General features: G+C 32.5%; 20 protein-coding genes, 1 tRNA gene and 1 riboswitch. Of the genes, 20 read left to right on the plus strand and 1 reads right to left on the minus strand.

What is annotated here, in order from left to right; translation table 11 throughout:
• The first annotated feature begins 5 nt into the window (after positions 1-5).
• From WHA43_RS06290 to WHA43_RS06385, 20 genes are all read left to right on the plus strand, one after another.
• Positions 6-425, plus strand: a complete 420-nt coding sequence (locus tag WHA43_RS06290) for an RrF2 family transcriptional regulator (protein WP_105046249.1) — start codon at positions 6-8, stop codon at positions 423-425.
• A gap of 4 nt (positions 426-429) precedes the next feature.
• Complete coding sequence (locus WHA43_RS06295) at positions 430-1,647, plus strand: acyloxyacyl hydrolase (protein WP_226742836.1); 1,218 nt, start codon at positions 430-432, stop codon at positions 1,645-1,647.
• Positions 1,648-1,864: 217 nt separating this feature from the next.
• Complete coding sequence (locus WHA43_RS06300; RefSeq protein WP_105046250.1) at positions 1,865-2,131, plus strand: DUF2061 domain-containing protein; 267 nt, start codon at positions 1,865-1,867, stop codon at positions 2,129-2,131.
• Complete coding sequence (locus tag WHA43_RS06305) at positions 2,128-2,742, plus strand: phosphoadenosine phosphosulfate reductase family protein (protein WP_105047311.1); 615 nt, start codon at positions 2,128-2,130, stop codon at positions 2,740-2,742. Before WHA43_RS06300 ends, WHA43_RS06305 begins: the two co-directional genes overlap by 4 nt.
• A 12-nt stretch (positions 2,743-2,754) precedes the next feature.
• Positions 2,755-3,660, plus strand: a complete 906-nt coding sequence (gene cysD, locus WHA43_RS06310; RefSeq protein WP_105046251.1) for a sulfate adenylyltransferase subunit CysD — start codon at positions 2,755-2,757, stop codon at positions 3,658-3,660.
• Positions 3,661-3,795: 135 nt separating this feature from the next.
• A complete protein-coding gene (locus tag WHA43_RS06315) occupies positions 3,796-5,043 on the plus strand; it encodes a sulfate adenylyltransferase subunit 1 (RefSeq protein ID WP_105047312.1) in 1,248 nt (415 codons plus the stop codon).
• Positions 5,044-5,048: 5 nt separating this feature from the next.
• The gene (locus WHA43_RS06320) at positions 5,049-7,145 is read left to right on the plus strand and encodes a HEPN domain-containing protein (protein ID WP_105046252.1); all 2,097 of its coding nucleotides are present in this window, start codon (positions 5,049-5,051) and stop codon (positions 7,143-7,145) included.
• A 12-nt stretch (positions 7,146-7,157) separates the two neighbouring features.
• Positions 7,158-7,928 (plus strand): uroporphyrinogen-III C-methyltransferase, encoded by a 771-nt coding sequence (gene cobA, locus WHA43_RS06325; protein ID WP_105046253.1) that lies wholly within the window; start codon positions 7,158-7,160, stop codon positions 7,926-7,928.
• Positions 7,929-7,933: 5 nt separating this feature from the next.
• Positions 7,934-8,509 carry a precorrin-2 dehydrogenase/sirohydrochlorin ferrochelatase family protein gene (locus tag WHA43_RS06330; RefSeq protein WP_105046254.1) on the plus strand — a complete coding sequence of 192 codons (576 nt, stop codon included), beginning with the start codon at positions 7,934-7,936 and terminating at the stop codon, positions 8,507-8,509.
• 58 nt (positions 8,510-8,567) lie between these two features.
• Positions 8,568-9,623 carry an NAD(P)/FAD-dependent oxidoreductase gene (locus WHA43_RS06335; protein WP_340828624.1) on the plus strand — a complete coding sequence of 352 codons (1,056 nt, stop codon included), beginning with the start codon at positions 8,568-8,570 and terminating at the stop codon, positions 9,621-9,623.
• Between the two features lie 52 nt (positions 9,624-9,675).
• Complete coding sequence (locus WHA43_RS06340; protein WP_105046255.1) at positions 9,676-10,005, plus strand: 2Fe-2S iron-sulfur cluster-binding protein; 330 nt, start codon at positions 9,676-9,678, stop codon at positions 10,003-10,005.
• A gap of 6 nt (positions 10,006-10,011) precedes the next feature.
• Positions 10,012-10,773: a serine O-acetyltransferase EpsC gene (epsC, locus tag WHA43_RS06345; RefSeq protein WP_105046256.1), complete on the plus strand. Its 762-nt coding sequence runs from the start codon at positions 10,012-10,014 to the stop codon at positions 10,771-10,773.
• A complete protein-coding gene (gene cysM, locus WHA43_RS06350) occupies positions 10,770-11,663 on the plus strand; it encodes a cysteine synthase CysM (RefSeq protein ID WP_105046257.1) in 894 nt (297 codons plus the stop codon). Before epsC ends, cysM begins: the two co-directional genes overlap by 4 nt.
• A gap of 72 nt (positions 11,664-11,735) precedes the next feature.
• A riboswitch (SAM riboswitch) is annotated at positions 11,736-11,864 on the plus strand.
• A 47-nt stretch (positions 11,865-11,911) separates the two neighbouring features.
• Positions 11,912-12,916, plus strand: coding sequence for a homocysteine S-methyltransferase family protein (locus WHA43_RS06355; RefSeq protein WP_105046258.1), 1,005 nt, complete (start codon positions 11,912-11,914; stop codon positions 12,914-12,916).
• On the plus strand, positions 12,916-15,591 hold the full coding sequence (metH, locus tag WHA43_RS06360; RefSeq protein ID WP_105046259.1) for a methionine synthase: 2,676 nt from the start codon (positions 12,916-12,918) through the stop codon (positions 15,589-15,591). Before WHA43_RS06355 ends, metH begins: the two co-directional genes overlap by 1 nt.
• 153 nt (positions 15,592-15,744) lie before the next feature.
• On the plus strand, positions 15,745-16,701 hold the full coding sequence (gene metF / locus WHA43_RS06365) for a methylenetetrahydrofolate reductase [NAD(P)H] (RefSeq protein WP_105046260.1): 957 nt from the start codon (positions 15,745-15,747) through the stop codon (positions 16,699-16,701).
• 122 nt (positions 16,702-16,823) lie between these two features.
• Positions 16,824-17,141 carry a thioredoxin gene (trxA, locus tag WHA43_RS06370; protein WP_105046261.1) on the plus strand — a complete coding sequence of 106 codons (318 nt, stop codon included), beginning with the start codon at positions 16,824-16,826 and terminating at the stop codon, positions 17,139-17,141.
• Between the two features lie 81 nt (positions 17,142-17,222).
• Positions 17,223-19,784 (plus strand): M1 family metallopeptidase, encoded by a 2,562-nt coding sequence (locus tag WHA43_RS06375; protein WP_105046262.1) that lies wholly within the window; start codon positions 17,223-17,225, stop codon positions 19,782-19,784.
• 1 nt (position 19,785) lies between these two features.
• The gene (locus tag WHA43_RS06380; protein ID WP_105046263.1) at positions 19,786-20,706 is read left to right on the plus strand and encodes a DUF58 domain-containing protein; all 921 of its coding nucleotides are present in this window, start codon (positions 19,786-19,788) and stop codon (positions 20,704-20,706) included.
• 64 nt (positions 20,707-20,770) lie between these two features.
• Positions 20,771-20,844: transfer RNA gene (locus WHA43_RS06385), tRNA-Asp, on the plus strand.
• A 129-nt stretch (positions 20,845-20,973) separates the two neighbouring features.
• On the opposite strand, the gene WHA43_RS06390 is transcribed toward WHA43_RS06385, so the two are convergent.
• Positions 20,974-21,516, minus strand: coding sequence for a DUF2911 domain-containing protein (locus WHA43_RS06390; protein ID WP_105046264.1), 543 nt, complete (start codon positions 21,514-21,516; stop codon positions 20,974-20,976).
• Between the last annotated feature and the right edge of the window lie 44 nt (positions 21,517-21,560).

Raw genomic sequence — 21,560 nt, forward strand, 5'->3', positions numbered from 1 at the left:
GTTTCATGCTGTCTAAAAAAACAAAATACGGAATCAAAGCGCTGACTTATTTAGCGAAGCAACATGACAAAAGTCCTGTGCAAATTGCTACGATTTCAAAAAGTGAAAATATTTCACTGAAATTTTTAGAAAGTATCCTGTTAACTCTCAGAAAAACAGGATTTTTAGGATCTAAAAAAGGAAAAGGCGGAGGCTATTATTTGTTAAAACATCCTTCAGAAATTTTAATGACAGATGTAATGCGCGTTTTAGAAGGTCCTATTGCAATGATTCCTTGTGTTAGTTTGAATTTTTACGAAAAATGCGATGATTGTCCTGATGAAAATGCCTGCTCAGTGCACAATTTGATGATTCAAGTTAGAGATAGTACACTTCAAATTTTCAAAAATACTTCTTTAGAAAAATTGACAAATAATGAGTTTTGATTTGATGAAAAAAACAATCCTCATTTTAGTGGTTTTTTACTCACTTCAAAATTTTTCTCAAACAGAAAAACCTTTAAAAACAAAGTTTACCAATTTTTTATCAAAATCATATTACAGCATCAATTTAGGTGGAATTTTTTATCCATTTTCTAATGATAATTTGATTTACGGTTTCGAAACGGAAACTTTTAGTCGCAATTGGTTTTCTGGAAGATTGTTGTTAGGTCACAAAATTACGGATGATTTTTCGGTGCAATTTGGTACAATGCGTCCAGCAGCTTGGTTTAAATATGACAACGTAAATAATATAGGTTATGACAGAAGTGTTTGGATCAATGCTTGGTCTTTATCGTTAAAAAAAGATTTTAAACTTGCCGAAAAAACTTCATTTTATGTAGAATCTGGTATAGCAAATGTCACCAGATTTGGATTTTCAATCAATGATCAAATAATTTATAAGGATGCTCATTTTGCAAGTTTATTATATGGTTTTGGCATACAATATTGGTTATCAGATAAATGGCGTTTGTCTGCAAATGGTACTTTTTTACCAAAATCAACCAAACACAATCAACCTTCTATTTCGCAAGCAAGTTTGGGTTTTGAATATCATTTAAAACAAGTAGATGATAAAACTGCGGATGATTATGCAAAAAACGAATATTTTTTTCCAAACAACATTTTCCAAGTCAGTTATGGAACAAGTGCACTTGGTTTTGGTGTGAATCGTTTTTTCGGAATGAGCTTAAAAGTGGGCAATTTCGAGAGTTTTGGAATTCCGATATTTTGGGTTGGTGAAGCCAAAGCTACCAATGCATTTTCGTTAACATATCAAAGATTGATTTATCGTTCAGAAAAAATATTTTCATTGGATTGGGGTGCAAGTGTTACTGCTTTTCAATCGTCTTTAAACAATGAAAATGTGTTTGCTTTTTCCATTTTCCCGGTATTGCGTTTTTATTTATTACGAAGAAATGGCTATGATTTTTACACAAATTACTCCTTAATTGGACCTACTCTATTGACTAAAAGTGATATTGACGGATTAGAAACAGGTCCAAAAGTAATTTTTCAAGACACGATGGGTTTTGGAGTTTTCTTCGGAAAAAACAGAAAATACAATGCTGAACTGCGTATTATGCATTATTCTAATGGAAATATTTTTACTAGAAATGATGGTGTTGCAATTCCGTTGCAATTTACTCTCGGAAAAACATTTTAGTCCAAATATTTAATTTAGGTTTGATTATCTCCTTTTAGTGTTTCAATACTTGATAATTTTATTACAAATACTGTTAATTTGACAATATTTTAGTTGATTTTTTTATAATCTACTAAAACTATAGGATTAAAATAAATTTCACATTTTTTTTACTGTTTTATTTTTCTATTTGCCGTAAGTTTGCATACCCTATTAAAACGATAGGATTTATATAAATATGATTGCAAGTGAAATGATTTTCAGTAAAACAACATCCAAAACAAGTTTTGAAGAAGATAAAAAATCCGAAAAACCATTAAGAAGCGTTGTTAAAGCCATCAGTTGGAGAATTGTTGGTACAATTGATACATTGATAATCTCATTTTTTATCACTCAAAAAATATCTTTAGCAGCATCAATTGCATCTCTTGAAGTTTTGACAAAAATGGTGTTGTATTTTTTTCACGAAAGAATTTGGAACACAGTAAAATGGGGAAAAAAATGAGTTTAGATATCGAAAAAATAAACAAAGAATTGCAAAATAAAAGCCCGAATGAAATTATTTCTTGGGCAATCAGTATTGCAAAAAATCCAGTAATTACAACCAATTTTCGCCCTTATGAAGTGGCGATTTTAAATGCAGTTACAGAAGTTAAAAAAGACATCAAAGTAATTTGGTGTGATACAGGTTACAATACTGTTCAAACATACAAACACGCAGAATTATTGATTTCAACATTGAATTTAAACATTCATTTATACACACCAAAACAAACAGTTGCGCATAGAAATGTGGTTTTGGGTGTGCCAAGTATTGATGATCCAAAACATCAACTTTTTACTGAACAAGTAAAATTAGAACCATTTTCGAGAGCGATGAAAGAACATCAACCAGATGTTTGGTTCACAAACTTACGAAAAGGACAAACTGCTTTCAGAGATAGTATTGATATTGTTTCTCAAAGTAAAGATGGTGTGTTAAAAGTGAGTCCATTTTATCATTGGTCAGATGAAGATTTAGATACGTATTTATCTGAAAAACAACTACCTAATGAGTTTGTATATTTTGATCCAACAAAAGTAGAAAACAATAGAGAATGTGGATTACATTCTTAAAAAAAGAATAAAATGAGTCAAAAAGTCCTTGAAGTAAATGCTTTAGAAAGTGAAGCAATTTATATATTAAGAGAGGTTGTTGCACAATTTGAAAGACCGGTTTTGCTTTTTTCTGGCGGAAAAGACAGCATTACTTTGGTGCGTTTGGCACAAAAAGCCTTTTATCCTGCAAAAATTCCTTTTCCATTATTGCATATTGATACAGGTCATAATTTTCCTGAAACTATTGAATTTAGAGACAAATTGGTCAAAGAATTAGGCGTAGAATTGATTGTTAGAAATGTGCAAGACAATATTGATAAAGGTAGAGTAAAAGAAGAAAAAGGAAGATATGCCAGCAGAAATATCTTGCAAACAGAAACACTTTTAGATACTATTGAAGAGTTTGATTTTGATGCTTGTATTGGTGGCGCAAGAAGAGATGAAGAAAAAGCAAGAGCCAAAGAACGTATTTTTTCGGTTAGAGATGATTTTGGACAATGGGATGAAAAAAATCAACGCCCTGAATTGTTTGACATGCTAAATGGTCGCATTGAATTGGGGCAAAACGTGCGTGTTTTTCCTATTTCTAACTGGACAGAATTAGACGTTTGGTCTTACATCGAAAAAGAACAATTAGAAATTCCTTCTATCTATTTTGCACACAAACGAAAAACATTTTTAAGAGATGGTTTCATTTGGTCAGCCAATGACGAATTTGTGTATAGAGATGAATATGAAGAAATTACAGAAAGAATTGTCCGTTTTAGAACTGTTGGTGACATGAGTTGTACAGCTGCAGTTATTTCTGATGCAACAACTATTGAAAAAGTTGTAGAAGAAATCAGAGATTCATCAATTTCAGAAAGAGGAGCAAGAATTGACGATTCACGTTCAGAAGCAGCCATGGAAAAACGCAAACAACAAGGATATTTTTAATCCCCCTTTTCCCAAAAGGGGGAAAAATTATAACAAAAAAAACACTATTATATTTTCTTAACAAGAAAATTAAATTTTATGATTGATATTAAAACACAAACGAATTCAACTCCTTCCCCTTTGGGGAAGGTTGGGATGGGACTCTTAAAAATAGCAACAGCAGGCAGTGTAGATGATGGAAAAAGCACCTTAATTGGGCGACTTTTATACGATACAAAATCATTAACTACTGATAAATTAAAAGCCATTGAAGAAAAAAGCAAGCAACGTGGTTTTGATTACCTCGATTTTTCTTTAGCAACTGATGGTTTGATTGCAGAACGCGAACAAGGAATTACGATTGATGTAGCACATATTTATTTTTCTACACCCAATAAAAGCTTCATCATTGCAGACACTCCTGGTCATATAGAATACACCAGAAATATGGTTACTGGAGCTTCAACTGCGCAAGCATCCATCATTTTAATTGATGCAAGAAATGGAGTTGTTGAACAAACATACCGTCATTTTTTTATCAATAATTTATTGAAAATTAAAGAGGTAATTGTTGCCGTAAACAAAATGGATTTGGTAAATTTTTCAGAAGAAAAGTTTCAAAACATCAAAAATGAAATTGAGTATTTGGCTACCAAAAGCGATTTTAAAAAAGAACAAATTACGTTCATTCCGATTTCTGCTTTGAAGGGAGATAATGTTGTTGAAAAATCAACCCAAATTCCTTGGTATCAAGGAGAAACTTTATTGCATCATCTAGAAAAAATTGATACAACATTAACTAGTGATCACGCAAAAGCACGTTTTCCTGTACAAACTGTAATCAGACCAAAAACTACTGATTATCATGATTTTAGAGCCTACGCTGGCAAAATTTATGGAGGAGACTTTTCAGTTGGTGATGAAGTAATTGTGTTGCCTTCTTTAACAAAATCAACCATTAAAAACATTTACTTTTTTGATCAAGAATTTGACAAAGCAACTTCAGGAAGTTCCGTTTCAATCACTTTGACTGATGATGTAAATATCAGTAGAGGTGATATGATTGTAAAAGTTGATGAAACTCCTACAATTTCTAAAGATTTAGAAGCAACAATTTGTTGGATGGATAAAGAGCCTTTAGAAGTTTCACAAAAATACTATCTAAAACATGGCGTGAATGATGTACAAGCAAAAATCACAAATTTGTCAACTATTTTACATACTGATTTTTCTGGATTGGAGGAAAATCCATCAAAATTAACATTAAATCAAATTGGTGATGTGCAATTAAAAGTGAGTAAATCACTCTTTTTTGATAGTTATAAACAGCACAAATACAATGGCGCTTTTATCCTTATCAATCCAAAAACAAACAATACTGTAGGGGTTGGTTTTATAAAATAGAAAGTATGAGAAGTTTTAGAACAGAAATTGAAAATCCGGTTGTAGAAAAAGATATTATTGAATTGGCAGATAAAATTGCACAATACAATAATCTACAAATTGATGAAGAAAAATTTAGAAGTTTGCGTTTGGCAAGAGGCGTTTATGGTCAGCGTCAACAAGGCGTTCAAATGATCCGCATCAAATTGCCTTATGGAAAAGTAAACAGCAAACAATTAAGACGAATTGCAGCAGTTTCTGATGAATATTCCACCGGAAAATTGCACATTACTACACGTCAAGATATTCAAATTCATTATGTTGATTTAAACAGAACCCCTGAATTGTGGGCTGAATTGGAAAAAGACGATGTTACGTTACGTGAAGCTTGTGGAAATACGGTTAGAAATATAACAGCTTCTGAAACTGCAGGAATTGATATTGACGAACCTTTTGATGTTTCTCCTTATGCAGATGCCGTTTTTAGATTCTTTTTAAGAAATCCTTTTTGTCAAGAAATGGGACGAAAATTCAAAGTTTCTTTTTCAGCTTCTGATGCAGATTCAGGACTTTCTTACATGCATGATTTGGGTTTTATTGCTAAAATTTCTAATGGAATTCATGGTTTTAAAGTAATGATTGCAGGAGGTTTAGGTTCACAACCACGTCATGCAGATGTGTTGTATGAGTTTTTACCATCCAACAAAATCATTCCAACTATGGAGGGAATTTTACGGGTTTTTGACAGATATGGAGAGCGTAAAAGTCGTGGAAAAGCACGTTTAAAATTCTTAATCAATGATATTGGTTTGGAAGAATTCATCAAATTGGTTGATGCTGAACAAAATGCCATCGAATTTAAAACCGTTGAAATTGATGCAGAAAATTATTCGTACTCAAAACCAGTAACTATTTCAACAATTCCTAACGCAACTATTACTGATGAAAAAGCCTTTGAAACTTGGAAATCAACCAACATCATTCCTCAAAAACAAGAGGGTTTTGTAGCAATTGGAGTAAAAGTTTTATTAGGAAATTTCACTACAGATGTTGCCAGAAAATTGGCTGATTTGGTTGAAAAATATGCAGCATCAGAAATCCGATTTTCATTGCGTCAAAACTTATTAATTCCCTTTGTAAAAAAAGATTTGATTCCATTTTTTTATAACGAACTAAATGCGTTAGGTTTTGCAGAAGCTGGATACAATAAAGTTGTAGACATCACAGCTTGTCCTGGAACAGATACTTGTAATTTGGGAATTGCAAGCAGCACAGGAATTGCAGAAAAGTTAGAAGATGTTATCAAAAATGACTATCCAAAGTTTTTAAATAATCAAGATTTGGTTATTAAAATTAGTGGCTGTATGAATGCTTGTGGACAACACAATATGGCGCATATTGGTTTCCAAGGAATGTCTGTCAGAACTCCAGAAAAACTAGTTGCACCTGCTTTACAAGTCTTATTAGGTGGAGGAAATTTAGGAAATGGAAATGGCATTTTTGCTGATAAAGTTGTAAAAATCCCTAGTAAAAGAGGTCCTGAGGCATTGCGTAGAATATTAAATGATTTTGAACAAAATGCAAACGGAATTGATTTTACAACATATTATAAAGAAAAAGGGAAAAAATATTTTTATGATTTTTTAAACGATTTGCAAGATGCATCCAATTTGTCTCCAGATGATTTTATTGACTGGGGAAATAACGAAACTTATGTGCAAGAAATTGGTATTGGAGAATGTGCAGGAGTTGTCATTGATTTGATAGAAACCTTGTTTTTAGAAAGTGAAGAAAAAATTGAAAAAGCAAAAGAATGTCATCAAAATAAGATTTTTCCAAGCGCAATTTATCATTCATATTCAGCACTGGTAAATGCTGCAAAAGCATTGTTATTGGCAGAGGACATCAGTACAAATTCACATGCAAGCATCATTCAACAATTTGATGATTACTTTATTAACTCTCAAAAAATAGAATTACAAACTAGTTTTTCAGCATTGATTTATCAAATTCAACAACACGAACCATCAGCTGAGTTTTCAGAAAAATATACAAAAGATGCTCTTTATTTTCTAAAAAAAGTAAGAAGCTATAGAGCTGAATCACTTGCAGTTGCAAAATAATAATTAGAAAAAATGATATTTAAAAATCCAAAATTAACGGTTGTTGGTGCAGGTCCAGGAGATGCAGAATTAATCACTTTGAAAGCCATCAGAGTTTTAAAAACTGCAGATGTTATTTTGTTTGATGCACTCGTAAATGAAGAAATTTTGGAGTATGCAAATCCAACTGCTGAACTCATTTTTGTTGGAAAAAGAAAAGGTTGTTATGCCTATCAACAAGAACAAATCAATGAATTGATTGTGGCTCGTGCGCAAAAATTTGGACATGTTGTTCGTTTAAAAGGTGGTGATCCTTTCATTTTTGGACGTGGTGCAGAAGAATTAGAATACGCTGCAAAATTCGGATTAGAAACTGCTGTTGTTCCAGGAATTTCATCAGCTTTGGCTGTTCCTGCAACGCAACATATTCCTTTAACTAAACGTGGATTTTCTGAAAGTTTTTGGGTAATAACTGGAACTACAAAAACACACGAATTATCAGCAGATATTGCATTGGCAGCAAAATCAAATGCTACAATTGTGGTGTTGATGGGCATGAGTAAATTGCCCCAAATTGTACAATTATTTCAAGCTCAAGGAAAAAATCAATTGCCTGTTGCCATCATTCAAAATGGAACAACTGCTGATGAAAAAATCGGAATTGGAACTGTGGACACAATTATTAAAGTTGTTGAAAATCAAGAGTTAAGTAATCCTGCAATCATCGTTTTAGGAGAAGTTGTGCGTCATCGTGAATCAATTTTACACATTCAAGAGCAAGTAGCTGTTGCTTATAATTCATAAAAATTATGGAACAAAACGAACTCTATCCTATTTTTTTAAAAGTACATCAATTAGAAATTTTAATTGTTGGTGGTGGATTTGTGGCACTTGAAAAATGTTCTTTTTTATTGAAATCTAGTCCCAATTCAAAAGTTACGTTGGTTGCGCCATTTTTTAGAGAAGAAACTAAAGAATTGGCTGAAAAATTTCAACTACATATGATTCATGATTCGTATCAAAAATCATATCTAGAAAACAAACAAATGGTGATTGCAACTACCGATAATTTGGAGGTAAACATTCAAGTTTATCACGATTGCAAAGAGAAAAATATTCTAGTAAATGTTGCTGATAATCCACCTTACTGCGATTTTTTTATGGGCGGAATTGTCACAAAAGGAAATGTAAAAATTGCCATTTCAACCAATGGAAAATCGCCAACAACAGCCAAAAGATTACGTCAATTTTTCGAGGATGTAATTCCTGATAATATTGATGATTTGGTAAAAAATTTGAATAAATATAGAAAAACAATCAAAGGAAATTTTGAGGAGAAAGTGGAAAAATTGAATGAATTCACAAAGAGTTTAGTAGAAAAATAAAATAATTTTTAGCTTTCTGCAATTATCAAAAAGCTTATAGTATAAAGCATTAAAAAAAATGATTACAACAGATATTTTAATAATAGGTGCAGGTCCAACAGGATTATTTACAGTTTTTGAAGCAGGTTTACTCAAATTACGCTGTCATTTAATTGATGCGTTACCACAACCTGGAGGACAATGTTCTGAGATTTATCCCAAAAAACCTATTTATGATATTCCTGCATATCCTGAAATTTTAGCAGGTGATTTGACTGATAAATTGCTAGAACAAATCAAGCAATTTAAACCTGGGTTTACTTTGGGTGAACGTGCTGAAACCATAGAAAAACAAGCAGATGAAACCTTTATTGTAACAACCAATAAAGGCACTAAACATCACGCAAAAGTTGTTGCTATTGCTGGTGGTTTAGGGAGTTTTGAACCTAGAAAACCACTAATTGATAACATTGCCGATTTTGAAGACAAAGGTGTAGAATACATCATTAGAGACCCAGAATTGTATCGCAATAAAAAAGTGGTTATTTCTGGAGGTGGAGATTCTGCTTTAGATTGGTCAATATTTTTAACAAATGTTGCTTCCGAAGTTACATTAATCCATAGAAGAAATGAATTTAGAGGTGCTTTAGATTCTGTTGAAAAAGTACAAGAATTAAAAAATTTAGGTAAAATTACATTGATAACTCCAGCTGAAGTAAAAGCACTTTTGGGCAAAGAAAAATTAACAGGAGTCGTCGTAGAAAAAGAAGGTTTTGATGATTTCATTATTGATGCTGATCATTTTATTCCGCTTTTTGGATTGTCACCAAAATTAGGTCCGATTGCGAATTGGGGTTTAGAAATCGAAAAAAATGCGATTAAAGTGAACAATGCTTTAGATTATCAAACCAACATTCCTGGAATTTATGCTATTGGTGATGTAAATACCTATACAGGGAAATTAAAATTGATTTTATGCGGATTTCACGAAGCAACATTAATGTGTCAAAGCGCCTATCAACGCATTTTTCCAGATAAAAAATACGTAATGAAATACACCACAGTTGGTGGAGTTGAAGGTTTTGATGGTACAAGAAAAGAAGCTCCAAAAGCGGTAATTAAATCTATAGATTGATAAAATTCTTGTTAGGTTTCAGTAACTTTGCGACAAATTAGAATAAACAAACATGCAAGACATCCAACTGAAAATTACGGATAGAAATGGAATAACTCACGAAGTTGTTGCACCTACAGATATGGCTATGAATTTGATGGAAGTGGTTCGTTCATACGAACTTGCTGAAGAAGGAACTATTGGTATTTGTGGAGGAATGGCAATGTGCGCCTCTTGCCAATGTTACGTAAATTCTAATCACGAATTACCAGAAATGTCTGATGATGAAGATGCAATGTTGGCAGAAGCTTTTCATGTAAAAGAAAATAGCAGATTAGGATGTCAAATTCAAATGACTCCAAATTTGGATGGTTTAGAAGTAACGTTAGCACCTGAATCATAAGAAAATATGAAAGAAACTATTGAACTTTCGACAGTAAAAAACTACAGTATGTGCTTAAGAGATGCTGTTGAAAATTTTACAAAAGAACTCATAAATGGTGTTTTTGATGAACAATATCAAGAAATTCATGGAAAAAAAACTGAAGAAAAATTTCTGAAAATTTTAGAAAGACTTCGTATTAAAGAAGGTGACACTTTATGGACATCTTATAAAAATTCATTTCCATTGATTCGTCAAAAATTAGATTTAGATGCAGAAGCTGCTTATAAAAATGATCCTGCAGCAAAAAGTTTAGAAGAAATTTATTTAGCTTATCCTGGCTTTTATGCCATTGCAGTATATCGTTTAAGCCATCAATTATTGCAAATGAATGTACCAGTTTTACCAAGAATGATGAGCGAATTTGCTCACAGATATACTGGAACAGATATTCATCCTGGAGCAATTATTGGAGATTCTTTTTTCATTGATCATGCAACTGGAATTGTCATTGGTGAAACCACCATCATCAAAAATAATGTGCAAATTTTTCAAGGTGTAACTTTAGGAGGTTTGCAAGTGAAAAAAAGTTTGGCATCCACAAAAAGGCATCCAACAATCGAAAATAATGTTATCATTTATGCAAATGCTACTATTTTAGGAGGAAATGTTGTGATTGGTGAAAATTCAGTGATTGGCGCAAACGTTTGTATCAGAGAATCTATCGAAAAAAATTCGGTAGTAACTGTACAATACGAAAATAAAATATTTAAAAAAGAAGGATTATGAAGACAAAAAACATCATTGATTTTGTAGGAAATACCCCTTTAGTAGAGGTTCAAAATATTTTTAAAAAAGACGGAGTTACTTTGTTGTTGAAACTAGAAGGAAACAATCCTGGAGGAAGTGTAAAAGATAGGGCAGCTTTCAACATGATAAATGAAGCAATCAATAAAAAAAACATCAAAAAAGGCGACACTTTAGTAGAAGCAACTAGCGGAAATACGGGAATTGCTTTGGCATTAATGGCAAAAGTCTTAGGCGTAAATATGGTGTTGGTAATGCCTGAAAATTCAACCATTGAAAGGGTTCAAACCATGCGTGCTTATGGTGCAAAAGTAATTTTAACTCCTGCTGAATTAGGCATTGAAGGCTCAAGAGATTACGCACTAAAATTAAAATATAAAAAAGGATATTACAGATTAAATCAGTTTGATAATCCTGACAATTCCAAAGCGCATTACAAAACTACAGGACCCGAAATTTGGAGAGATACTGAAGGTGAAGTAACTCATTTTGTGTCATCTATGGGAACAACAGGAACCATTATGGGCGTTTCTGATTATCTAAAAGAAAAAAATAAAAACATCACCATTGTAGGTGTTCAGCCTGATAGTGATTCTAAAATTCCTGGAATTAGAAAATGGGAAGGAGATTATATTCCTGCTATTTTTAATCGAAAAAAGGTTGATGAAGTGTACGAAGTTACAGAAGCTGAGGCAAAAGCAATGACACAAAGATTGGCTGAAGAAGAGGGAATTTTCGCAGGAATGAGTAGTGGTGGTAACATTGCTTGTGCTATTCAAGTTGCTGAAAAATTAGAAAAGGGAGTAGTTGTTGCCATTGTTTGCGACAGAGGTGATCGTTATTTATCTTCGGATTTGTTTGATAAAAACTAATTTTTAAATCCAATACAGGCTGCAAATAAAAAAATATTACGTTTCTTTGCAGCGAGTTCTTACACTTACAAAACGTTATCACGAAAGGCAGAGGGATTAGACCCGTTGAAACCTTAGCAACCTCCTTTTTTAAAAAGAAAAGGTGCTACATTCTACAAGTTATGGCTATTTTTAAATTGGCATTTTCTTGACAGATAACAGCGAAATCTCACACTTTCCTGATGACAAATTGATTAAAAACATCAAAAATGTCAAACATATACAAAGCTTTACAAGAGCGAATTTTAGTTTTAGATGGAGCTATGGGAACCATGCTTCAACAATATAAATTTACTGAAGCCGACTTTAGGGGCGAACGCTTTAAAAATTATCCAACTTCATTGCAAGGCAACAATGATTTGCTTTCCATTACCCAACCACAAGCAATCAAAGAAGTTCATGCTAAATATTTTGAAGCTGGTGCTGATATTGTAGAAACCAATACTTTTTCAGGAACAACAATTGCTATGGCAGATTATCAAATGGAAGATTTGGTTTATGAACTAAACTTTCAATCTGCAAAAATTGCACGAGAAGTTGCTGATGAATTTACAGCAAAAGAACCTCAAAAACCTCGTTTTGTTGCAGGTTCTATTGGTCCTACTAACAAAACAGCAAGCATGTCTCCTGATGTAAATGATCCAGGATTTAGAGCCGTAACTTTCAACGATTTGCGAATTGCTTACAAACAACAAGTGGAAGCTTTACTTGATGGCGGAGTTGATTTATTATTAGTAGAAACCGTTTTTGACACCTTAAATGCCAAAGCAGCTTTATTTGCGATTGAAGAAGTTAAAGAAGAACGAAAAATTAATGTCCCAATCATGTTGAGTGGCACTATTACAGATGCTTCAGGAAGAACACTTTCTGGGCAAACTGCAGAAGCTTTTTTGATTTCTGTTTCTCATATTCCGCTTTTATCTGTTGGATTTAATTGTGCATTAGGAGCAAATTTATTACAACCTCACTTAGAAGCAATTTCAAACAAAACGGATTTTGCAATTTCTGCACATCCAAATGCTGGTTTGCCAAATGCGTTTGGAGAATATGATGAAACTCCTGAAGAAATGGGCGAACAAATTGAAGAATATCTCAAAAAAAATCTCATCAATATTATTGGTGGTTGTTGTGGTACAACTCCTGAACATATCAGAGTTATTGCAAATATTGCACAAAAATACAAGCCTCGTAAAGTTTTAGAACTGATAGATTAATGAAAGTGAAGCAAACAAAATACATGCGCTTATCAGGGTTAGAACCTCTGATTTTAAATGAAAACAGCAATTTCATAAATGTTGGTGAACGAACAAATGTTGCTGGTTCTCGTCAATTTTTGCGATTGATTAAAGATGAAAAATTTGATGAAGCGCTTGAGATTGCAAGACATCAAGTTGATGGTGGTGCACAAATTATCGACATCAATATGGATGATGGTTTGATTGATGGAAAAGAGGCCATGATTCGCTTTCTAAATCTAATCGCTGCTGAACCTGATATTTCAAAAGTTCCTATCATGATTGACAGCTCAAAATGGGAAATTATTGAAGCAGGGTTGCAAGTTGTGCAAGGAAAATGTGTAGTGAATTCCATTTCATTGAAAGAAGGTGAAGAAAAATTTATTTGGGAGGCTAAACAAATTAAAAGATATGGTGCTGCAGTAATTGTTATGGCTTTTGATGAAATTGGTCAGGCTGATAATTATGAAAGACGTATAGAAATTGCCAAACGTTCGTATGATATTTTGGTCAATAAAGTTCATTTTCCACCTGAAGATATTATTTTCGATTTGAATATTTTTCCAGTTGCCACAGGAATGGAGGAACATAAATTAAACGCACTCGATTTTATAAAAGCTACTAAATGGGTAAGAGAAAATTTGCCAAATGTTTCTGTAAGTGGGGGCGTTAGCAACGTTTCTTTTTCGTTCAGAGGCAATGATACTGTGCGAGAAGCTATGCATTCAGTGTTTTTATATCATGCTATTCAGGCTGGCATGAATATGGGAATTGTAAATCCTGCTTTGTTAGAAGTGTATGATGAAATTCCGAAAGATTTATTAGAACGCGTTGAAGATGTAATCCTTAACAGACGCGAAGATGCAACTGAACGTTTGCTCGATTTTGCTGAAACCGTTAAGGGAAAATCTGTTGAAAAAACAGCTGATTTATCTTGGAGAGAAGGCTCTTTGCAAGATAAAATTACACATGCATTAGTCAAGGGAATTGATGCTTTTATTATTGAAGATGTTGAGCAAGCAAGACAACAAGCAACGAAACCAATTGATGTTATTGAAGGACATTTAATGATTGGGATGAATGTTGTGGGCGATTTATTTGGTGCCGGAAAAATGTTTTTACCACAAGTTGTAAAATCAGCTAGAGTGATGAAAAAAGCGGTAGCCTATTTAAATCCATTTATTGAAGCTGAAAAATCTGACAAACAAGAACCTGTTGGAAAAATTTTGATGGCAACTGTAAAAGGCGATGTACATGATATTGGTAAAAATATTGTGAGTGTTGTATTGGCGTGTAATAACTATGAAATTGTAGATTTAGGAGTGATGGTTCCTCCTGAAAAAATTATTGAAACTGCCAAAAAAGAAAATGTAGATGCTATTGGTTTGAGTGGATTAATTACACCTTCTTTGGATGAAATGGTGTATTTAGCCAAAGAAATGGAACGTCAAAATTTTACAGTTCCTTTATTAATTGGTGGTGCAACAACATCAAAAGCGCACACAGCCGTAAAAATCGACCCTCAATATAAAAATGCGGTGGTTCATGTAAATGATGCTTCAAGGGCAGTAACTGTTGTTGGCGATTTATTAAATAAAAAAACATCCTCAACATATGTTGCCAATCTCAAAAAAGAATACGATGAATTCAGAATTCAATTTTTAAAACGAGGTAAAGAAAAAAATTACATTTCTATTGCAGAAGCTCGAAAAAGAAAATATGCCATAGATTGGAAAAACTCAAAAATTGTAAAACCAAAAGAACTCGGAATTCAAGTTTTTGAACAACTCAGTTTGAAAGAATTGGTACCTTATATTGATTGGAGTCCATTTTTTAGAAGTTGGGATTTGCATGGAAAATTTCCAGCCATTTTAACAGATGAAATTGTTGGCAATCAAGCAACAGAATTGTTTGAAGATGCTCAAAAAATGCTACAACAAATCATTTCGAAACAACAATTAAAGCCCAAAGCAATCTTTGGATTGTTTGAGGCAAATACCATCAATGATGATGATATTGCCATTTACAAAAAAGAAAAAGAAATTGCTGTTTTTAGAACCTTGCGTCAGCAATTATCAAAAAGAGAAGGCATTCCAAACATTGCTTTGGCAGATTTTATTGCTCCTAAAGAATCTCAAAAAACAGATTATATGGGTGCATTTTGTGTCGCAATTTTTGGAGCGCAAGAACTCGCAGAGAGTTACAGAGCCAAAGAAGACGATTACAACGGAATTATGGTGCAAGCCATTGCAGATCGTTTTGCAGAAGCATTTGCAGAATATTTGCATCATCAAATCCGAACAAAACATTGGGGTTATGCAAAGGATGAACAATTGACAAACGATGATTTTATTCAAGAAAAATACAAAGGAATTCGTCCAGCTCCAGGATATCCAGCCTGTCCAGATCATTTAGAGAAAGAAACCATTTGGAATTTGTTAGACGTTGAAAATCAGATTGGTGTTACTTTAACAGAGAGTTTGGCAATGTGGCCAGCAGCAGCAGTTTCTGGATATTATTTTGCAAATGAAGAAGCCAAATATTTTGGTTTGGGAAAAATCACTCAAGATCAAGTTGCAGATTATGCAAACAGAAAAGGAATTTCCTTAGAAAAAGCAAAAAAATGGTTATTCCCTTCATTAGCAGAAGAATAAAAACCCATCCTAACCTTCCCTAAGGGAAGGAACTGGTTTTGGAAAACAAAAACGAATTTGTAAGATAAAATAAAATTAAACAGCTTCTTTATTCATTAAAAAAGAGTTTTAGGAGCATAAATTTCCCTCCTCTGGAGGGATTAAGGGAGGATTATGAAAGTAACAGATCACATTAAAAATGCAAACGGAAAAACGTTGTTTTCCTTTGAAATTATTCCGCCAAAAAAAGGCAATAGCATTCAAGAATTATACAATAATATTGATCCTTTAATGGAGTTTAGACCTCCATTTATAGACGTTACCACATCAAGAGAAGAATATGTTTATATTGACAAAGGCAATGGATTATTAGACAGAAAAATCACTCGAATGCGTCCTGGAACAGTGGGAATTTGCGCTGCAATAAAACACAAATACAATGTGGATACTGTGCCTCATGTGTTGTGTGGAGGTTTTACCAAAGAGGAAACTGAATATGTTTTGGTAGATTGTCATTACCTAGGAATTGACAATGTAATGGCTTTGAGAGGTGATGCCATGAGTCATCAAAAATATTTTGAACCCATTGAAGGTGGTCATGAATATGCCAAAGATTTGGTTGCTCAAATTCATGATTTGAATCGTGGAAAATATTTGCATGATGTTGTTGAAGGAAACAACAAAGCAGATTTTTGTATTGGTGTTGCTGGTTATCCTGAAAAACATTTAGAAGCGCCTTCTTTACAAACTGATTTAAAACGCTTGAAAGAAAAAGTTGATGCAGGCGCACATTATATTGTTACTCAAATGTTTTTTGATAATAATAAATATTTCGAATTTGTGGAAGCTGCCAAAAAAATGGGAATCACTGTACCCATAATTCCAGGCATAAAACCGTTGGCTGTTAAACGTCATTTGCAATTATTACCGCAAGTTTTCAGAATTGATTTACCAGAAACTTTGATATCAGAAATTGAAAAATGTAGTACAAATCAACAAGTAAGGCAAGTTGGCATTGAATGGGCAATTCAACAATCTAAAGAATTGTTAGCTGCTGGAGTGCCAGTTTTGCATTATTATTCTATGGGAAAAAGTGATAATATTCGCGAAATCGCAAAAGAATTGTTCTAAATGTAAGCATAGCTTGAATTGATAGGCAAATAGGGAAAAGCAATTTTTTGAAATCTTGTAAGTAAATAATTTACGTACTTTTGTAATCAAGAAATCAATTCATTAAATAAAACAAACATACAATGGCATTAGAAATAACAGATGCAACTTTTGAGGAAGTTGTATTAAAATCAGACAAACCAGTATTGGTAGATTTTTGGGCTGCTTGGTGTGGTCCTTGCAGAATGGTAGGTCCTATCGTTGACGAAATTCACGCAGAATACGAAGGAAAAGCAATCATTGGAAAAGTAGATGTAGATGCAAATCAAGAGTTTGCAGCTAAATATGGGGTTAGAAATATTCCAACTGTTTTAATCTTTAAAAACGGTGAAGTTGTTGACAAACAAGTGGGTGTTGCTCCAAAAAATGTATATACAAGTAAAATTGATGCTGCTTTATAGTAGTAATTAACAATTTATATATTGCAAAAGGTTTGGCTTAGGTCAAACCTTTTTTTATTTTTATAGATTGAAAATCAACTCATGAAATACTTTTATTTCCTTTTAATTTATTTTTTTATTGCAATTTCTTGTAATAATAAAAACCATAAAGTTACCATTGAAAAAGGCATTTCTTATGAACTTGCTCAATACAGAAAACAACAAATTTCAGAAGTTGTTTACAATTTAGAATTTCAAATTCCGAGAGAAAAAACGGCTCCAATTCCATCTTCTTTATATCTTGAAATCACTATTAATGATCTTGAAAATGACTTAATTTTGGATTTTAATGAAAAAACTTCCAAATTAAAATCTCTAAAAGTCAATAAGAAAAATGCAAAGATTAATCACCAAAAAGAGCATCTCATTATAGATAAAAACCAACTGAATTTAGGCAAAAATTCGATTGAAATTCATTTTAATGCTGGTGAAAAATCACTCAACAGAAATGACGATTTTTTATACACTTTATTGGTTCCTGACAGAGCAAGCACATTATTTCCATGCTTTGACCAACCAGGCATCAAAGCGAAATATAATTTAACTATCACAGCACCAAAAGATTGGAAAGTGATGTGTGGTGCTTTTGAAAAAGAAACCATCGAAAAAGGCGATTTTACACAACATAAATTTGCAACTTCCGATTTAATGAGCACTTATTTATTCTCATTTGTGGCAGGTAATTTTTCTGAAATCACAAAAAATCCTGGCAAGTTTGTCATGCGCTTTTTATACCGAGAAAACAATCCTGAAAAAATTGAAGAAAGTGTCAATAAAATATTTGAATTGCATCAAAATGCTATTTCGTATTTAGAAAACTATACTCAAATAAAATTCCCATTTCAAAAAATGGATTTTGCGGCAATTCCGCCTTTTCAATATGGTGGAATGGAACATGTTGGTGCTATTCAATACAGAGAATCTTCACTTTTTTTAGATAAATATGCCACTCAAAATCAACTTTTAGGTCGTGTAAAACTCATTGCGCACGAAACTGCTCACATGTGGTTTGGCGATTTAGTGACTATGAAATGGTTTAATGATGTGTGGATGAAAGAAGTTTTTGCCAATTTTATGGCGGATAAAATCGTAAATCCTGAGTTTCCTGAAATCAATCATAATCTGAGTTTTATGATGACGCATTATCCAAGTGCTTATTCTGAAGATCGCACAAAAGGCACCAATAGCATTCGTCAAAATTTAGCGAATTTAAAAGATGCTGGTTCGCTTTATGGAAGAATCATTTACAACAAAGCACCAATTATGATGCGTCAATTGGAGTTTTTGCTGGGTGAAGAATTGTTTCAAAAGGGCATTCAAAAGTATCTCAAATCCTATGAAAATAACAATGCAGATTGGGAAGAATTGGTATCAATTTTAGATGAAAATTTTGCTGGAGATTTGAAATCTTGGAGTGATGTTTGGGTAAATTCATCAGGAAGACCCATTTTTTATGAAGAAATTGAATTGAATGAAAAAGGAAATGTGACCAAATTTGTGATTCATCAAAAAGCAGAAGATGGTTCTAATAAAATTTGGACACAATCATTTTCAATCATGCTAAAGGATGAAAGAGGTTATGAAAAAACCATCAATCTTAAAAATATTGGAAAATCTTTTGATATTTCATCTGCTGTAAAAGATTTTAAACCGGGACAAATTATTTACAATTCTAACGGATTTGGTTATGGTGTTTTTCCAATTTATAAAGATAAAATTCACGAATATAAAAACCTTTCGAATGAAGTTTCTAGAGGCTATCAAATCATCAATTTATATGAAAATATGTTGCTTCAAAAAATTTCAGCAACTGAAACGTACAACATCTTTTTAGAAGCCATAAAATCTGAAAAAAACGAATTGATAAGCAGCTATTTATCGAGAGTTTTAGAAACTATTTATTGGACATTTTTGACTGACAATCAACAGAAAGAAGTACAAAAAATTACGGAAGAAAATTTACTAAAATTGCTTGAAAGTAATTTACCTGCAAATATCAAAAAAACTATTTTTGGACTGTATGAATCAATCGCAATTTCCAATCATGGAAAAGAAATTTTATACCAACTTTGGTGCAACAAAAAAAGAGTTGACAATCTTTTCTTGAATGAAAATGATTTTACAAAATTAGCGATGGTATTGGCAATTTATGAACATCCAAAAGCATCAGAAATTTTAGAACAGCAAGCTAAAAACATTACAAATCAAGACAGATTAGCGCGTTTTAAATGGTTGTTACCTTCACTTTCTGCAGATGAAAAAGTACGTGATTCGTTTATGAAATCACTTTTGAAAAAAGAAAACAGAGAAAATGAATCTTGGGTTGAAGTTGCTTTGAACAACTTACATCATCCTTTGCGTCAAAAATCATCAGTAAAACACCTAAAATCAATTTTAGAAAAATTAGAAGAAGTACAATTAACTGGCGATATTTTCTTTCCAAAAGGATGGTTAGCAAGTTCTATTGGTAACTATTCATCGAAAGAAGCCTATAAAATTCTACAGGATTTTTTGAATGAAAACCCAAAATACAATCCTATTTTATTGAAAAAACTACAACAAACTACAGATAATTTAAATAGAGCTCAAAGCATCAAAAAATAATATGGAATTATCTCAACTTCAAACTTCAGAAATAAAAAACCTTGATTTGTTGGCAAAACAAGTTGTAGAAGGGTTCATTACAGGAATGCATAAAAGTCCGTTTCATGGATTTTCAGTGGAATTTTCTGAACACAAATTATACAACAAAGGCGAAAGCACGCGACATATTGATTGGAAATTATTCGCAAAAACCGAAAAATTATATACCAAAAAATATGAAGAAGAAACCAATTTGCGATGCCATATTATCATTGACAATTCAGCATCTATGCATTTTCCGATCGTAAAATCACAAAAATTGGATTCTTTAAATAAAATTGGATTTTCTACAGTTGCTGCAGCTTGCTTGATGGAAATTTTAAAACGTCAAAGAGATGCTTTTGGATTGAGTATTTATTCAGATACCTACGAATATTATGCTCCTGAAAAAGGCAGTGAGCGACACAGAAAAATGTTGTTGCATCAATTAGAGCAGTTATTGGTTTCAACCTCTAAAACAACTACAGATACTTATAAATATTTACATGAAATTGCAGAAAAAATACACAGAAGATCTTTGATATTTTTATTTACAGATATGTTTCAAACAGATCACGAAAGTGAAGCTTTGTTTGAAGCTTTGCGCCATTTAAAATACAACAAACATGAGGTAGTTTTATTCCACACGTATGATGCTGAATTAGAATTGAACTTCAATTTTGACAATTCGCCCAAAAAATTAGTAGATGTTGAGACAGGAGAATCTATAGATTTATATGCTGAAAATATTCAAAGTAGCTACAAAATATTGATTGAAAACTACTTTAAAGCATTGAAAAATAAATGCTTACAATACAAAATAGATTATGTTGCTGTTGATATTAAAAGTGGGTTTAACACAGTGCTCACAAACTATTTGATAAGTAGAAGAAAATTTTTATAATTTTCTTTGTCAGAAATAAAAACAAGAGTATATTTGCATCCGCAATACCACTATTGGTAGCAACGGTTTGGTAGTTCAGTTGGTTAGAATACATGCCTGTCACGCATGGGGTCGCGGGTTCGAGTCCCGTCCAGACCGCAAAAAGCCTTAAAAATCATAAGATTTTTAAGGCTTTTTCATTTTATTATTTTCACAAAACTTACAAATTTTAATACATAAAAAAAGCCTCAATATTTTGAGGCTTTCGTTTTAAAGGTATTTAAGAAATTATCCTTTTACAGGCACAGAAACTATTTTATTTCCCCAACCTAAATACATGGTTGCATCATTATTTTCTCCTTCAAAAACAATTGAAAAAGCTTCAATTGGCTCTTCTGAAGTCGTAACTGTTCCTTTAACTCTTACAACATCGTCTTTTTCATCATAAAAATAAGAACCCCAAACATTTTTTTGTTTGCTTAAAATTACTGTCCAATCTTCATTTGTTGGAATTGTAAACAATGTATAGGTTCCTGCAGCAACTTCTTTTCCTCCAAAAACAACATTTTTATAAAATGTAATTTCTGTAGCCTCATTAGCTCCTGTTCTCCAAACTTTATCATTTGGCGCTAACTTGTCTATAGTCCTCCCTTTTAATTGAGGGCGACTATAAACTACTTTTACCAATTTGTTTGCTTCTCTCCAATTTGATGGAAAAGCTGCAGCATCCATAGGACTTGCATCAATTTTGACAAATTTTTGCGCTGTAATATCAGAGCTTGTTCCTAAAAAAATCGCACACAATGCGAAGAATAAAATAGATTTTTTCATGTATTTGTGAATTAAATTTATTGGATTTATTTTGAAAATCAAAA

This window comes from Polaribacter gangjinensis (genome assembly GCF_038024125.1).
Taxonomy (GTDB): domain Bacteria; phylum Bacteroidota; class Bacteroidia; order Flavobacteriales; family Flavobacteriaceae; genus Polaribacter; species Polaribacter gangjinensis.